The sequence below is a fragment of the Streptomyces sp. NPDC002838 genome (assembly GCF_040295365.1).
Classification (GTDB): domain Bacteria; phylum Actinomycetota; class Actinomycetes; order Streptomycetales; family Streptomycetaceae; genus Streptomyces.
The window spans coordinates 151,224-165,979 of the sequence record NZ_JBEOVF010000003.1 but is presented as its reverse complement, the minus strand read 5'-3'; the positions used below and the strand labels follow the sequence as shown (position 1 = coordinate 165,979).

At 70.5% G+C, this 14,756-nt stretch carries 13 protein-coding genes and 1 pseudogene; 6 read left to right on the top strand and 8 right to left on the bottom strand.

All coding sequences use genetic code 11. The features are described from left to right. Positions 1-15: 15 nt before the first annotated feature. The 3 genes from ABT063_RS05725 to ABT063_RS05715 form a co-directional block, all read right to left on the bottom strand. A complete protein-coding gene (locus ABT063_RS05725) occupies positions 16-960 on the bottom strand; it encodes an EamA family transporter (protein WP_351055890.1) in 945 nt (314 codons plus the stop codon). Between the two features lie 114 nt (positions 961-1,074). Next, complete coding sequence (locus ABT063_RS05720) at positions 1,075-2,199, bottom strand: lipid II:glycine glycyltransferase FemX (RefSeq protein ID WP_351055888.1); 1,125 nt, start codon at positions 2,197-2,199, stop codon at positions 1,075-1,077. Positions 2,200-2,300: 101 nt separating this feature from the next. Then, a complete protein-coding gene (locus ABT063_RS05715; RefSeq protein ID WP_351055887.1) occupies positions 2,301-5,213 on the bottom strand; it encodes an FAD-binding and (Fe-S)-binding domain-containing protein in 2,913 nt (970 codons plus the stop codon). Positions 5,214-5,308: 95 nt separating this feature from the next. Between ABT063_RS05715 and serC the strand changes: the two genes are divergently transcribed. Then, positions 5,309-6,427, top strand: coding sequence for a phosphoserine transaminase (serC, locus tag ABT063_RS05710; protein ID WP_351055886.1), 1,119 nt, complete (start codon positions 5,309-5,311; stop codon positions 6,425-6,427). 63 nt (positions 6,428-6,490) lie between these two features. Here the strand turns inward: serC and ABT063_RS05705 are convergent, their stop codons facing one another. Then, positions 6,491-7,087 (bottom strand): NADPH-dependent FMN reductase, encoded by a 597-nt coding sequence (locus ABT063_RS05705; protein ID WP_351055883.1) that lies wholly within the window; start codon positions 7,085-7,087, stop codon positions 6,491-6,493. A 113-nt stretch (positions 7,088-7,200) separates the two neighbouring features. Between ABT063_RS05705 and ABT063_RS05700 the strand changes: the two genes are divergently transcribed. Together ABT063_RS05700 and ABT063_RS05695 are read left to right on the top strand one after the other, a co-directional pair. Then, positions 7,201-8,037 carry a helix-turn-helix domain-containing protein gene (locus ABT063_RS05700; RefSeq protein ID WP_351055882.1) on the top strand — a complete coding sequence of 279 codons (837 nt, stop codon included), beginning with the start codon at positions 7,201-7,203 and terminating at the stop codon, positions 8,035-8,037. A 113-nt stretch (positions 8,038-8,150) separates the two neighbouring features. Beyond that, positions 8,151-9,134, top strand: coding sequence for a BtrH N-terminal domain-containing protein (locus tag ABT063_RS05695; RefSeq protein ID WP_351055881.1), 984 nt, complete (start codon positions 8,151-8,153; stop codon positions 9,132-9,134). A gap of 17 nt (positions 9,135-9,151) precedes the next feature. Here ABT063_RS05695 and ABT063_RS05690 read toward each other — a convergent pair. Beyond that, a pseudogene (locus ABT063_RS05690) lies at positions 9,152-9,382 on the bottom strand (IS5/IS1182 family transposase); the annotation flags it as partial. Between the two features lie 127 nt (positions 9,383-9,509). On the opposite strand from ABT063_RS05690, the gene ABT063_RS05685 reads away from it, so the two are divergent. Next, on the top strand, positions 9,510-10,007 hold the full coding sequence (locus ABT063_RS05685) for a DUF2975 domain-containing protein (protein WP_351055880.1): 498 nt from the start codon (positions 9,510-9,512) through the stop codon (positions 10,005-10,007). Next, entirely contained in the window at positions 10,007-10,249 is a 243-nt protein-coding gene (locus tag ABT063_RS05680) for a helix-turn-helix domain-containing protein (RefSeq protein WP_351055879.1), read from the top strand. Before ABT063_RS05685 ends, ABT063_RS05680 begins: the two co-directional genes overlap by 1 nt. Before the next feature lie 135 nt (positions 10,250-10,384). Here ABT063_RS05680 and ABT063_RS05675 read toward each other — a convergent pair whose 3' ends face one another. The 3 genes from ABT063_RS05675 to ABT063_RS05665 all read right to left on the bottom strand — a co-directional run bounded on the left by ABT063_RS05675 (position 10,385) and on the right by ABT063_RS05665 (position 13,875). Further along, positions 10,385-11,908, bottom strand: a complete 1,524-nt coding sequence (locus ABT063_RS05675) for a cellulase family glycosylhydrolase (protein WP_351055878.1) — start codon at positions 11,906-11,908, stop codon at positions 10,385-10,387. 177 nt (positions 11,909-12,085) lie between these two features. Beyond that, complete coding sequence (locus ABT063_RS05670; protein WP_351055877.1) at positions 12,086-12,907, bottom strand: ABC transporter permease; 822 nt, start codon at positions 12,905-12,907, stop codon at positions 12,086-12,088. After that, entirely contained in the window at positions 12,904-13,875 is a 972-nt protein-coding gene (locus tag ABT063_RS05665; protein WP_351055876.1) for an ATP-binding cassette domain-containing protein, read from the bottom strand. Before ABT063_RS05665 ends, ABT063_RS05670 begins: the two co-directional genes overlap by 4 nt. A gap of 87 nt (positions 13,876-13,962) precedes the next feature. Here ABT063_RS05665 and ABT063_RS05660 point away from each other — a divergent pair, with 87 nt between their 5' ends. Further along, on the top strand, positions 13,963-14,754 hold the full coding sequence (locus ABT063_RS05660; RefSeq protein WP_351055875.1) for a TetR/AcrR family transcriptional regulator: 792 nt from the start codon (positions 13,963-13,965) through the stop codon (positions 14,752-14,754). Positions 14,755-14,756 lie beyond the last annotated feature (2 nt).

The following is a 14,756-nucleotide window of genomic DNA, read 5'->3' as shown; positions in this document are numbered from 1 at the left end:
TCTCTCAGGCCTCTCTCAGGCCTCCGGCAGCGTCGCCTTCCCTCGCCCCATCTGTGTTCGTACGGCGCCCATGCTCGCCACGATGACCAGGGCGATGGCCGCGGACTCGGTGGCGGTCAGGGACTGGCTGAGGATGAGGAAGCCGGCGGTGGCGGCGATGGCCGGTTCCAGGCTCATCAGGATTGCGAAGGTGGAGGCGGGCAGGCGGCGCAGGGCGAGGAGTTCGAGGGTGTAGGGCAGGACGGAGGAGAGGAGGGCGACGGCCGAGCCCAGGGCGATCGTCGTCGGGTCGAGGAGCTTCGTGCCCGCTTCGGCGATGCCGAGCGGCAGGAACAGCAGCGCCGCGACCGCCATGGCGAGCGCGAGCCCGTCGGCCTGCGGGAAGCGGCGGCCCGTACGCGCGCTGAAGACGATGTATGCCGCCCACATGGCGCCGGCGCCCAGGGCGAAGGAGACACCTATGGTGTCGAGACTGCCGAAGCCTCCGCCGCCGAGGAGGAAGACGCCGGTGAGGGCGAGCGCGGCCCAGACGACGTTGATCGCGCGGCGGGACGCCAGGACCGACAGCGCGAGCGGGCCGAGGACCTCGAGGGTGACGGCGGGGCCGAGGGGGATGCGGTCGACGGCCTGGTAGAAGAGGCCGTTCATCGCGGCCATGGTGAGGCCGAAGACGACGACCGTGCCCCAGTCCGCGCGCGAGTGGCCGCGCAGCCGGGGGCGGCAGATCAGCAGCAGCACGAGCGCGGCCGCCAGCAGGCGCAGGGTCACCACACCGAGCGCGCCGGCCCTCGGCATCAGGGTCACCGCGAGAGCGCCGCCGAACTGCACCGAGACGCCTCCGGCGAGGACCAGGCCCACCGGGCCGAGGGAGCCCCGGCGGCGTGAGGTGCCGTTCGGTGCGGAGGCCGGGGCTGGGGCGGCCGAGGTCGACGTGGAGGGGACGGCGCTGGGGGTGCTCACGGGGCCTTCCGGGCGGCTCGGGTTCGTTTCGTTCAGCTCACTGTACGGCGCGGTCCAGAGTAGTGGACTGCGTCAGGTGTGTGAACCCTTTATGGGACTGTCCCGCGTACAGGGCTAGCGCCGCGCCATGTACATCTCCAGCGCCTTGTGCAACAGCCGGTTGAGCGGGAAGTCCCACTCCCCCAGGTACTCGACGGCCTCTCCGCCCGCGCCCACCTTGAAGCGGAGCAGACCGAGCAGGTGGTTGGACTCGTCCAGCGTGTCGGTGATGCCCCGGAAGTCGTAGACGGCGGCGCCGAGTTCGTGGGCGTCGGTCATCATGCGCCACTGCATGGCGTTGTTGGGCTGGACCTCGCGTTTGCGGCTGGTGGAGGCGCCGTAGGAGTACCAGACGTGGTCGCCGACGGTGAGCATGGTGGCCGCCGCGAGGACGTCGCCCTCGTGGTGGGCGAGGTAGAGCCGCATGCGGTCGGGGTGTTCGGCGGTCAGCGCGGTCCACATGCGCTGGAAGTAGGCCAGGGGGCGCGGGAGGAAGCGGTCGCGCTCGGCGGTCTCGGCGTACAGCTCGTAGAAGGCGGGCAGGTCGTCGTGGCCGCCGCGGACGATCTTCACGCCGGCCTTCTCCGCCTTCTTGATGTTGCGCCGCCACTGCTGGTTGAGCCCGTTGTGGATGTCCTCCAACGACCGCCCGGCGAACGGCACTTGGCAGACGTACCGGGGCTGTCCGGCGGCGAAGCCGTCCTCGCCGCCGGGTTCGGTCCGCCGCCAGCCGGCGCGGCGCAGGCGCTCGGCGATGTCGAGGGCGCGGGGGTCGTGCGAGGTCGGCTCCGCGTCGCGCAGTCGCCGGGCCGCCGGGTCGGCGATCGCCTCCTTCACGGCTTCGGCACTCCAGCGGCGTACGACGACGGGCGGGCCCATCTTGACCGAGAACGCGCCCTGGCTCTTCAAATACGCGAGCATCGGTTCGAGCCATCGCTCGCGGAGATCGGACGCGTACCAGTCGATCAACGGCCCCTCGGGCAGATACGCGAGGTACTTCTTCAGCTTGGGCAACGGCCGGTACAACACGAGCCCCGCCCCGACCAGCCGCCCCTCCTCGTCGAACCAGCCCAGGCTCTCCGCCCGCCAGTCGGGCTTGACCTCGCCCCAGGAGGGCACCTGCGTGTGGCTGGCGGAGGGGCGGGCGGCGACGAACGCCAGGTGCTCGTCGCGGGTGAGGGGCTGGAGGCGGAGGGACATGTGCGGGGCTCCTTCGTAGGTTCGTACCGGTGAGACCGCAAACGTACGAGTCGGCCCCCGACCCTGCCGTGATCCGAAGACCGTCAGCGCGTCGGCGTGCGTCACGTGTCTCGGCCAGGCGCGACCTCCAACGCCTCCGCCAACACCTCCGCCAGATGCCGCCCCCGCACCCCCGCCAGTTGCTCCATCTGCGTACGGCAGGAGAACCCGTCGGCCAGGATCACCGTCCCGTCCGCGGCCTCCCTGACCTCCGGCAGCAGCCGCTCCTCCGCGCACGCCGTCGAGACCTCGAAGTGGCCCTTCTCGAAGCCGAAGTTGCCGGCGAGGCCGCAGCAGCCGCCCGCCAGATCCCCGGTCAGGCCCGCCGCCGCGCGCAGGCGGCGGTCGGCCGCGTCGCCCAGGACCGCGTGCTGGTGGCAGTGGGTCTGGCCGGCCGTCGGGCGGTCGACGCGGGGCGGGATCCAGTCGGGGGCCAGGCGTTCCAGGGCCTCCGCGAAGGTGAGGACCTTGGCGGCGAGGCGGGCGGCGCGCGGGTCGTCGTGCAGCAGTTCCGGCAGGTCCGTGCGCAGGGCCGCCGCGCAGCTGGGTTCCAGGACGACGACCGGGGCGTCCGTCTCCAGCACCGGCGCCATGAGGTCGAGCGTGCGGCGCAGCACCGTACGGGCGCGGTCCAGCTGGCCCGTGGAGACGTAGGTCAGGCCGCAGCAGACGCGGCTGCGCCGCACGCTCAGCAGGGAGATCGCCGCCCTGGACGTACCGTCCCCCACCGGGCGCACACGCATCCGCAACGTCGGCGGCAGCGCCACCCGCAGACCCGCCGCCTCCAGCACGCGTACGGCCGCCCGGCCCACGGACGGTGACAGGTGCTCGGTGAAGGTGTCCGGCCAGAGGATCACCAGATCACCGGAGCCGCCGCCCCTGGGCTCCCGCCTCCCCCACCACCGGCTGAACGTCTCCGCCGCCACCTGCGGAATCTCCCGCTCCGGTGCGATCCCGCCCAGCCGTTTAGCCGCCCACGCGAACGGCCGTACGGCGGCGAGCGCGTTCACCACGGCCGCCGTACGCGTACGGGCCACCGCCCGCAGCCACACCGGCAGCCACCCCATGCTGTAGTGGGCGGCCGGGCGGCGCCGCCCCGCGTAGTGGTGGTGCAGGAACTCCGCCTTGTACGTGGCCATGTCCACCTCGACCGGGCAGTCGGAGCGGCAGCCCTTGCAGGACAGGCACAGGTCGAGCGCGCCCCGCACCTCCTCCGACCGCCATCCGTCGGTCACCAGCTCGCCCGCCAGCATCTCGTGCAGCAGCCGGGCCCGCCCGCGCGTGGAGTGCTCCTCCTCGCCGGTCGCCCGGAAGGACGGGCACATGACGGACGACCCGGTCGCCGCCGTCGTACGGCATTTCGCGACCCCGACGCAGCGCCGCACCGCCGCCGAGAAGTCGCCGCCGTCGGACGGGTAGCCGAAGGCCACGTCGACGGGTTCGCGGGGGAGGACGGAGAACCGGAGGTTCGCGTCGAGGGCGGCCGGCCGGACCAGCATGCCGGGGTTGAGCAGGTCGTCCGGGTCCCACACGCCCTTCGCCCGCTCGAAGAGGGCGACCATCTCCTCGCCGTACATCCTCGGCAGCAGTTCCGCCCGCGCCTGCCCGTCCCCGTGCTCGCCGGACAGCGAACCGCCGTGCGTCACGACCACCTCGGCCAGCTCCTCCGAGAAGCGCCGGAAGCGGGCGATCCCTGCCTCCGTGAGGAGGTCGAAGTCGATACGGACGTGGATGCAGCCGTCCCCGAAGTGACCGTACGGCGTCCCGCGCAGCCCGTGGGAGGCCAGCAGGGCACGGAAGTCCCGCAGGTAAGCGCCGAGCCGGGCGGGCGGCACAGCGCAGTCCTCCCACCCCGGCCACGCCTCGCTCCCGTCCGGCATCCGGGTCGCCGTACCGCTCGCGTCCTCGCGGATGCGCCACAGCGCGCGCTGCCCGGCCGGGTCCGTCACCACCAGGGAATCCACAACATCCGCCGCCCGCACGACCGCGTCCGCACGCGCGCGTGCCTCCGCCTCCGTCTCCCCGCCCGTCTCCACGAACAGCCAGGCCCCGCCCCTGGGCAGCACGGCCGCGGACGGCACGAGGTCCGCCGCCATGCCCTCCACGGTGAGGGGCCCTCCCCCACTCTCAGCTTCGCTCGAGCGGGGGGACCCCCATGGCAGCAGGCCCGCCGCGGCCTCGGCGGCCGCGCTCTCGTCGCCGTACGCCAGCACGGCGAGCGCACGCGCGCGTGGCGCCTCGACGAGCCGTACGACCGCTTCCGTGAGGACCCCGAGGGTGCCCTCGCTGCCGCAGAAGGAACGGGCGACGTCCGCGCCCTTCTCGGGCAGCAGCGCGTCCAGGGCGTATCCGGAGATACGGCGGGGCAGCTCCGGGAAGCCGGTACGGAGACGGGCCAGCTCCCCCTCGACCAGGGCCCGCAGCCCATCGGGAGCCCCCGCCCACTCCTGCCCGAGCCGCAGCCGCTCCCCGCGCGCGGTGACCACGTCCAGCTCGCGCACGCTGTCCGCGGTGGTCCCCCACGCCACCGAGTGCGAGCCGCACGAGTTGTTGCCGATCATTCCGCCGAGGGTGCAGCGGCTGTGGGTGGAGGGGTCGGGGCCGAAGCGGAGCCCGTGCGGGGCGGCGGCGTCTTGGAGGCGGTCGAGGACGAGGCCCGGCTGCACGATCGCCGTACGCTCCCCGGGGTCGATCGACACGAGCCGGTTCATGTGGCGGGTGAAGTCCAGCACGACGCCCGTGCCGGTCGCTTGCCCGGCGATCGAGGTGCCGCCCCCGCGTGGCACGACCGGCACACCGCTCGCCCGGCACACCTCCAGTACGGCCGCCACGTCGTCGGCGTCGCGCGGGGCGACGACGGCCAGCGGGACACGCCGGTAGTTGGACGCGTCCATGGTGACCAGCGCCCTGGAGGTGACGTCGAACCCGACGTCACCCCGGACGACCTTGCGCAGTGCGGCCTCAAGATCCGTCATACGTCCAGCCAATCACCATGAGTCCCACCCGATGAGGCGTCTCACCCGACGGACTACGTTTCGACCAGGTTTCCCCCACCGGCTACCCTCCCTTCGTGGCTGAGATCCAGATTCCCGCTGACATCAAGCCCGCCGACGGACGCTTCGGCGCGGGCCCCTCCAAGGTGCGGACGGAAGCGCTGGACGCGCTGGCCGCGACCGGTACCTCCCTCATGGGCACCTCCCATCGCCAGGCCCCGGTGAAGAACCTGGTCGGCAAGGTCCGCGAGGGCATCACCGAGCTGTTCCGGCTCCCCGAGGGCTACGAGGTCGTCCTCGGCAACGGCGGCTCCACCGCCTTCTGGGACGTGGCGACCCACGGCCTGATCGAGAACAAGTCGCAGCACCTCAGCTTCGGCGAGTTCTCCTCCAAGTTCGCCAAGGCCGCCAAGCTGGCCCCCTGGCTCGCCGAGCCCACCGTCATCTCCAGCGACCCCGGCACGCACCCGGAGCCGCAGGCCGAGGCGGGCGTCGACGTGTACGCCTTCACCCACAACGAGACGTCCACCGGTGTCGCGGCGCCCGTGAAGCGGGTCGAGGGCGCGGACGCCGGGTCCCTCGTTCTGGTGGACGCCACCTCCGGCGCGGGCGGCCTCCCGGTCGACATCGCCGAGACCGACGTCTACTACTTCGCCCCGCAGAAGTCCTTCGCCTCCGACGGCGGCCTGTGGGTCGGCGTGTTCTCCCCGGCCGCGCTGGAGCGCGCGGAGCGCATCCACGCATCGGGCCGCCACGTCCCGGAGTTCTTCTCCCTTCCCACGGCGATCGACAACTCCCGCAAGAACCAGACGTACAACACCCCGGCGCTGGCCACCCTCTTCCTCCTCAACGACCAGCTGGAGTGGATCAACGGCCAGGGCGGCCTCGCCTGGTCCACGGCCCGCACGAAGGACTCCTCGACCCGCCTCTACAGCTGGGCGGAAGAGTCCAAGTACGCCACCCCGTTCGTCTCCGACCCGGCCAAGCGCTCCCAGGTCATCGGCACGATCGACTTCGCCGACGAGATCGACGCGGCGGCCGTCGCCAAGGTCCTGCGCGCCAACGGCATCGTCGACACCGAGCCCTACCGCAAGCTCGGCCGCAACCAGCTCCGCGTCGCGATGTTCCCGGCGATCGCCCCGGCGGACGTCGAGGCGCTGACGAAGTGCGTCGACTACGTCATCGAGAAGCTGTAGCCGCTTCGAGCGGTACAACGCTGAGGGCGCCCGTCGAGAACCGGGCGCCCATTGCTTATGCGGTCACACCGGGTAGGGAGCGGCGTCGCGCGCCGACCGGAGCGCGCCCGCCCACCAGGCCAACTGGTCGAGCACCGTCTTGGCGTACCCAGGGGCCTCAGAGTCGAGGGGACGGCCGTCCTGCCACGCCGTGAAGTAGTTCGGGAAGGCGAGACCATCGCGAATCGTCACCGCGTGCAGCTCGGTCAGCACGTTCTCCAGGTGCAGCACCGCGTGCCGGCCACCTGCCGCACCGCCGTAGCTGACAAAGGCGACCGGCTTGGCCGTCCACTGGGTGAAGTGCCAGTCGATGGCCGCCTTCAGCGACGCGGGATAGCTGTGGTTGTACTCCGGCGTGACCACGATGAACGCGTCGGCGTCCTCCAGAGCCGACGTCAGGGCCGCCATCCCGGCCGGGCGGGGGTAATCGTCGCCGGCGAACTTCGGCGATGTCGCAGGTAGCTCCAACGGGATGTCGATCTCGGCCAGATCGACGACGTCCACCTCGTAACCACCGTGCGTGCCTGCCTGTTCGGCGACCCACGAGGCCACGACCGGGCCGAACCGTCCTTCCCGGACGCTTCCGACGATGATCACCAGCTTGTGCTTGTTCTTCTCCATGACCACCACGATCGGGCCGCGCCGTGGCTCCAACCAGACCGTGCTCAGGCTGGCCCCCGCGGGGCCAGTCTGAGCAGTCCCGCGGTCACCGGGCGGCGCCGTATGCTCACGGCATGGGAACGCCGTTAGGGGATTTCGTCCGGGCCAAGCGCGACAGCATCCAGCCGGAATCGCTGGGACTGCCCGTTCAGGGCCGCCGCCGGTCACCGGGTCTACGACGCTCGGATCTCGCCGCGCGGGCCGGCATCAGCGTCGAATACCTGACCCGTATCGAACAGGGCCGTGACCGCAATCCCTCGGTAGCGGTGGTGAACGCGCTTGCCGATGCGCTCAGCCTCGACCCCGCGGAACGCAACCACCTGCGCTACCTCGCGAAGATCACTGGCGGCGAATGTTCCGCTCACACCCGGCCCGCACCACCGCGCCGCGACGTCCGTCCGTCGGTTCTGGAGACACTCCGCCTCCTTGAACCGGGGATCGCCATGGTGACCAACCGGCTGGGCGACGTCCTCGCCCACACCAGCGGCTATGAGTCGGTGACGAGCGGAACGGGACTGCTCGACTCCGACGCCCCCAACCTCACCCGCTACGTCTTCACAGATCCCCGCGCTCGGACGTTCTTCGCCGACTGGGACGACGTCGCGGACGAGCAGGCCTTCGACCTGTGGCTCGGACCCACCGCCGGGAACTACGAGTGGTTCACCGCAGAACTCTCCCCCGTCGCCGGCCCCGACTTCACGCGCCGCATGAACCGTCACGTGGTTCCGCGACGTGGAACTCTCCGCCTCAGCCACCCCTCCGGCTGCGAACTCCAGCTGCTCCGCGAGACGCTCGAACTCTCCTCGGACGCCCAACAACTGGTCGTCTTCCTCCCTGTGGACGAGAAGACGGCCCACGCCGTCGACGAACTCCGCCGCCGGCCCCACGGCCGGCTCCGGGCCATCTCGTAACCCAGCCTGACCTGCTCGGTGGTGCAGTGGGCTACACCCTCACTCCGGGAGGGCACTGCCTCGCAACGCCCGTCAGCCGACGGAATCGTGGACGTCACGGGAGAATGAGCGGCATGGCCATGGTGAAAGGCATCGATGTCCGCGGTATGCAGCACTGTGAGACGACGGCGCTGGGCGTGCTGCTGCGTCATGAGGGACTCGACTTCTCCGAGCCCATGCTGTTCGGGCTTGGCTCCGGGCTGTCCTTCATCTACTGGGACAGCAAAGGCATGGGCTTTCCCTTCCTGGGAGGCCGGGTCAAGCCGTTCGAGCTCACCAGGAGCCTGGCCGCCGTACTCGGGCTTCAGCTGCTGGTCAGGGAGACCACCTCTCCGCGCAAGGCATGGCAGAACGTGGCGGCACCCATCGACGCCGGTCGGCCGGTCGGCCTTCAGCTCGACAGCTACCACCTGGACTACTTCAGCACCAAGGTGCACTTCGGCGGGCACGTCGTGGCCATGTACGGCTACGACGAACAAAACGCCTACCTGGTGGACACCGACCCGCAGGGCGGAGCCGTCTCGACCAGCCTCGCCGGCCTGGCCAGGGCCAGAGCCGAGCGCGGCCCCATGACCGCCAAGCACCGCTCCTTCACCATCACAGCGCCCAGCAGCCTGATGGCACCGCAGGACCGGATAATCCCCGCGATCAAGACCTGCGCCGACGCCTTCCTGAACCCGCCCATCGCGAACCTGGGCCACCGGGGCATCGAGAAGACCGCCAAGCAAGTGCCGAAGTGGCTGCAGCGCAGCGACAATCCGCGGGAGGACCTGCCACGGGCCGCCGTCCTCATGGAGAGGGCCGGCACCGGCGGCGCCCTGTTCCGCAATCTTTACCGGGACTTCCTCGCCGAGTGTGCCCAGCTGATCGACAGCAGCCACCTGCGCACTGGCCACAGCCTGTATACCGAGGCCGCCACCCTCTGGACACAGGTGGCCACACTCGTCGCCACAGCAGGCGAATCCGGCGACGCGGAGAACCTCATGCAGGCCGGCTCCATCCTCCACGAGCTCTCGCGCATCGAACGCGATGCGATGCAGGCACTCAGCATGCTCTAGGGGGCCTGTCCGGCGGGTCATGTGCGGAGCCAGAGTCGGATCGAGGCAACGGTGACGGTGCCATGGAAGACGTAGGCGCGCTTGTCGAACCTCGTGGCGACGGCCCGGAAGTTCTTGAGGGCGTTGATCGTCCGCTCAACTTCGTTCCTGCGCTTGTAGATCGTGGCGTCGAAGCCTGTGGGCCTGCCGCCCTTGCTCCCACGGCGCTGACGGTTGGCATGCGGGTTCCCCGGTTCCGGGATGGTGTAGCCGGCTCCCCCGAACAGGGCGACACCCCACACAGGCGGCTCACCCTGTGCTTGCACCTTGCCACATCTATCGAAACTCGATAGATTTCCATCGCGACTCGATCGAAGAAGAGGTGAGGGAGAGGCGATGGGAAAGCTGACAGTGCTCGCGCTGCGCGCCGTGCTCGTGGCGTTGCTCGCCGGCTCGGTGTTCGTCCAGGCGGTGATGGTGCCGTTGCTGGCCAGTGACCTGGACGGGATCGACACGGACCTCGCGTACCCGCCCGCCGCGTTCCTCGTGACCATCGTCCTGGGCATCGTGACCGCCCAGGTCGTCCTGGTCTGCGTGTGGCGGCTGGTGACGATGGTGCGCCGCGGAACCGTGTTCTCCCACGCCGCCTTCCGTTACGTGCACATCGTGATCGGCGCGTTCGTGGCGGCCGCCCTCCTGATGTTCACGCTCGGGGTGCTCCTGGCGCCGGGCGAGGCTGTCGCGCCGGGCATCGTCCTCCTGGTGGGCGGGGCTGTCGTGGCCATCCTGGGGGTCGCGCTCGTCGTGCTCGTGCTGCGGATGCTGCTCGCCCAAGCCGTCGCCCGCGACGTCGAGGCGGCGCAGATGCAGGCCGAGCTGGCAGAGGTGATCTGATGCCGATCGCCGTCGACATCGACGTGATGCTGGCCAAGCGGAAGATGTCCGTGGGCGAGCTCGCGGAGCGCGTCGGAATCACGCCCGCCAATCTGGCCGTGCTCAAGAACGGCCGCGCCAAGGCGGTGCGGTTCACCACGCTCGCCGCGCTCTGCGAGGTGCTCGAGTGCCAACCGGGAGACCTGCTGCGCTGGGAGGCCGAGGAGGTCGGATCCGGCCAGAAGTCGGTGGCACAGCGGTGAGTTCCGGGGGCTTGCCGGGTCTGTGCGCACAAGAGACGTACCGATGGCGGTGACCACGGGGGCGCCCGGCGAACACCGGGCGCCCCCGTCTCGTCCCGCCGTCACGGCATCACGCGGCATCACGCCGCCACGCCGTCACGTAGCCGTACAGCTCACACTCGGCACTCCCCCGCCCCCGGGCGCACCCCCGAAGCCCAAGCTCGCCGAACCACCCGCCGCGATCGCCCCGTTGTGGTCGGCGTTCGACGCGGTGACGGTGCCGCCCGTCTGCGTGTACGACGCGTTCCACATGCTGGTGACCTTCTGCGCGCCCGGCCAGGTCCACGTCACCTTCCAGGACTTGAGCGGTGTCGTGCCCGAGTTGGTCACCTTCACCTCGGCGTTGAAGCCGCCGCCCCAGTCGCTGCTGACGGTGTACGCGGCGGTGCAGGCGGCCGTACCGCCGGGGTCGCCAGGACCGCCGGGGTCGCCCGGACCTCCGGGCCCGCCTCCGCCGGCCGGAAAGCCCGGTGCCTTGATGCTCGCCAGGTAGCCGTCCTTCACCGTGTCCACCGTCTGCCAGTCGTCCTTGAGGATCCCGCCGGTGTCACCGGAGTTGGGGTTCCAGGACCAGAAGGTCCAGTGGAAGGAGTCGGCGCCGTACGTCGATGTGGAGCGCAGGTACGTCACCAGCGCGGACAGCCACCTCTGGTCCACCGTCGACTGGAGCGTCGTACCGAACTCGCCCACCCACACCGGAGCGATGTTCTGCTTGAAGATGTAGCCCCAGTACTTGTCCCAGATCCCCGGCATGTTCGCGGGGAACGACGGGTCGTCGAACCAGCTCTGCTGGGCCACGCTGGTGGCGTAGTCGTGGGCGGAGTACACCAGCCGGTTCGGCACGTCGAGCCGGACCGGGTGCTGGGCGACGCCCATCAGGTTGCCGCCCCACCAGCCGGAGACGCCGTTGAAGGTCTGCACGCCCTCCACGAAGATCAGCAGCTCGGGGTTGACGGCCAGCACCGCGTTGCCCGCCCGTTCGGCAGCCAGACGCCAGTCCCTGGCCGTGTCGCCGCAGCCCCAGCAGGCGGGGTCGTGCGGCTCGTTGTGCAGATCGATGCCGATGACGGTGGAGTTGCCCTTGTAGCGGGTGGCAAGGGCCTTGAGGTTGTTGATCCACGTCGACTCGGGGACCGCCGAGGTGTACCAGAGCGCCGACTGGCCGGCCGCGTCCGGGCGGTGGCGGTCCAGGACGACCTTCAGGCCGCCCTGACCGGCGTACGTCACGATCTTGTCGAGGACCTGCAAGGACGTCAGCCCTCGCAGATCGGTGTTCTTGCGGTCGAAGTTGATGCTGTCCGGCATGGTGCCGGGCTTGAGGATGTCGTCGCTGAAGGGCACGCGGAGGGTGTTGTAGCCCAGCGACTTCATCTGGTCGATCATGCTCTTGTAGTCGCGGGCCCACAGGCCGTGGGTGACGTGGTTGGCGGTCTCGAAGCCGAACCAGTTGATCCCGGCGATACGGACCGGCTGCCCGGCCGCGTCCAGGATCTGACGGCCGCTGGTGTGCCAGTAGCCGGCGCCGGGCTCCGCCGCGTGGGCCGTCTGCGCGCCGGCCCCCAGCGGTAACAGGAGCGCGGCGGCCACCGCGCACAGCGCTCTTCGCAAGCTGCGGAACATGTCGCTGCTTCCTCTCGGGAGGCGCGGGCCCGGAACGAGTGGGAGCGCTCCCACTTCCCGCTCTCCCATGGACGTCAGATCACATGAACACGTCAAGAGAACTGACGTCGCCCGGTGCGCGGGATGTCACTCCCGCGCACCGGGCGTCACCGGCTCGGCCTCCGGAACCGCCGGACATCACCGGCTCAGCTTCTGGAACCTCCGCACCGCGAGCGGCAGAAAGATCACCGTCAGCACGACCGGCCACACCCCCGCCATCAGCAGCGCGTGCTCCTCGACCCACGAGTCACCGCCCCCGCCCGGCGTCCCGAACAGCTCGCGGGCGGCCGCCGCCGTGGAGGAGATCGGGTTCCAGGCGGCCACCCAGCCCAGCCAGTCGGGCATGAGCTGGGGCGCGACGAAGATGCTGGAGATCATCGTGAGCGGGAAGGCGACCGCGAAGAGACCGCCCGCCGCCTCCGGGTTGGGCACGAGCAGCCCGAGCCACACCCCGATCCAGATCAGCGCGAACCGCAGCCACAGCAGCAGCCCGAACGCGGCCAGGAAGCCCCAGCCCCCGTCCGGCCGCCAGCCCATGGCCAGCGCCGTGAGCATCATGATCCCCAACTCCGCGCAGGCGACGATCAGATCGGTCACCCCGCGCCCGGCGACCACGGCGGACGACGCCATCGGCATGGAGCGGAAGCGGTCGATGACGCCCTTGGTGGAGTCGTAGACGACGACGGTGGCGGTGTTGATGAAGCCGAACGCCATCGTCATCACGAACATCCCGGGCATCAGGAAGTCCTTGTAGTTCCCGCCGCCGGGCACCTGCATGGCGCTGCCGAAGACATAGCCGTAGAGGAGGACGGACAGGATCGGGAAGCCCAACTGCCAGGCGATGTTGATGGGTTGGCGCTGGTAGTGGGTCAGTCCGCGGCGGACGATGTTCCAGCAGTCGGCGAGCAGCCAGTACGTACGACCACGCGTGCCCGGCGCGCTCAAGTCGACGGCGCTCATGCGGCGGCCTCCTTCGCTTCCGACGATTCGGTCCGGTGTCCGGTCAGGCGCAGGAACACGTCGTCCAGGCTCGGCCTGCGCAGCCCGATGTCCTCGACCCGGACGCCCTCGTCCTGGAGGGTCCGCGCCACCTCCGTCAGCGCGGAGACCCGGTCGGTCACCGGGGCGTGCACCCGCAACTCGCTCTCGTCCGCCTCGGGTTCGCCGTCCGAAACCCGGGCGACCACCTTCACCACGCGCGGTATCTCGGACCGCTCGGCGACCACGACCTCGATACGGTCGCCGCCGATCCGGTTCTTCAGCCCGTCCGGGGTGTCGTCGGCGATGGATCGCCCCTGGTCGATGACGGTGATGTGCGAGGCGAGCTTGTCGGCCTCCTCCAGGTACTGCGTGGTCAGCAGCACGGTCGTGCCGCTCGCCACCAACGCCCGTACGGACTCCCAGACCTCACCCCGGCTACGGGGGTCGAGGCCCGTCGTCGGCTCGTCGAGGAACAGGACGGCCGGCGCGAGGATCATCGAGGCGGCGAGGTCGAGACGCCGCCGCATGCCGCCGCTGTATCCACCGACGCCCTTGTCACCGGCGTCGGTCAGGTCGAACTGCTCGAGCAGTTCGGTGGCCCGCAGCTTGGCCCGCTTGCCGCCGAGGTGGAACAGGCGGCCGAACATCTCCAGGTTCTGCCGCCCGGTGAGCACCTCGTCCACGGCCGCGTACTGCCCGGTGAGCCCGATCCGGGCGCGCACCTCGCGCGGCTGCCGGGCCACGTCCAGTCCGGCCACGGTCGCGCTGCCGCCGTCCAGCCGGACGAGCGTGGACAGGATGCGGACGGCGGTGGTCTTCCCGGCGCCGTTCGGCCCGAGCAGGCCGTGCACGGTGCCCTCGCGGACGGCCAGGTCGAAGCCGTCGAGAGCGCGTTTCTCGCCGTAGCGCTTCTCCAGGGACTGTGCCTGTACGGCGTACCCCTCCATGGATCCCTCCCTAGGTAACTGAGTACACCGTACCCGATTGCGCGTACGCCGTACCCAATTTTTTTCCGAGGACCTAAGCTGAATCGCATGACGAGCGGCAAGGGCGGCGGCAGCGGTGCCGGCGGCGGTACGGAAACCAGTGGCAGCGGCGACATCGAGCGCACCCTCCAGCTGCTGTGGGACACCGGCCGGCGCCCCAGTCGCGGTCCCAAGCCGACCCTGACGCTGGACCAGATCGTGGAAGCGGCCGTCCGGGTCGCGGACACCGAGGGCCTTCAGGCGGTGTCGATGCGCCGCGTCGCCGCCGAGCTCGGCACCGGCACGATGTCGCTGTACCGCTACGTCCCCGGCAAGGGCGAGCTGCTCGACCTGATGCTGGACCGCGTCCAGAAGCCGTCCGAGAACCCGGCGGACCTCGGCGACGGAGGCTGGCGCTCGGCCCTGGAGGCCCTGGGCCGCGCGACCCTCGCCCTGTATCGCCGCCACCCCTGGCTGCTCCAGGTCAACCAGTCCCGCCCGATCCTCGGCCCGAGCGCGCTCGACGGCATGGAAAAGGTGCTCTCACGCATCAGGCCGATGGGGCTGACCGACCCCGAGCTGGTCTCGGCGATCATCGCGATCGACGGGTACGTCGTCGGCGCCGCGCGCACGCAGGTGTACCAGGAGGAGGCGGAGCGCCGGACCGGCCTCACGGACGCGGAGTTCTGGCAGGCGCAGGTGCCGACGCTGGAGAAGGTCCTGGCGTCGGGCCGCTACCCGGTCATGGCCTCCCTCTCCGAGGACACCTTCGGGCCCGGCTTCGACCACTTCGAATTCGGGTTGCAGCGGATCCTGGACGGGCTGGAGGTGTTCGTGGCACGGCGGCGGGAAGCGGAGTGACC

Bases quoted from the DNA above. Each gene is read 5' to 3' on its own strand.
- ABT063_RS05685 (WP_351055880.1), top strand. From the start codon at position 9,510: ATGGGAAAGCTGACAGTGCTCGCGCTGCGCGCCGTGCTCGTGGCGTTG.
- ABT063_RS05705 (WP_351055883.1), bottom strand. From the start codon at position 7,087: ATGGAGAAGAACAAGCACAAGCTGGTGATCATCGTCGGAAGCGTCCGG.
- ABT063_RS05665 (WP_351055876.1), bottom strand. From the start codon at position 13,875: ATGGAGGGGTACGCCGTACAGGCACAGTCCCTGGAGAAGCGCTACGGC.
- ABT063_RS05680 (WP_351055879.1), top strand. From the start codon at position 10,007: ATGCCGATCGCCGTCGACATCGACGTGATGCTGGCCAAGCGGAAGATG.
- ABT063_RS05660 (WP_351055875.1), top strand. From the start codon at position 13,963: ATGACGAGCGGCAAGGGCGGCGGCAGCGGTGCCGGCGGCGGTACGGAA.
- ABT063_RS05675 (WP_351055878.1), bottom strand. From the start codon at position 11,908: ATGTTCCGCAGCTTGCGAAGAGCGCTGTGCGCGGTGGCCGCCGCGCTC.
- ABT063_RS05670 (WP_351055877.1), bottom strand. From the start codon at position 12,907: ATGAGCGCCGTCGACTTGAGCGCGCCGGGCACGCGTGGTCGTACGTAC.
- ABT063_RS05700 (WP_351055882.1), top strand. From the start codon at position 7,201: ATGGGAACGCCGTTAGGGGATTTCGTCCGGGCCAAGCGCGACAGCATC.
- ABT063_RS05720 (WP_351055888.1), bottom strand. From the start codon at position 2,199: ATGTCCCTCCGCCTCCAGCCCCTCACCCGCGACGAGCACCTGGCGTTC.
- ABT063_RS05695 (WP_351055881.1), top strand. From the start codon at position 8,151: ATGGCCATGGTGAAAGGCATCGATGTCCGCGGTATGCAGCACTGTGAG.
- ABT063_RS05715 (WP_351055887.1), bottom strand. From the start codon at position 5,213: ATGACGGATCTTGAGGCCGCACTGCGCAAGGTCGTCCGGGGTGACGTC.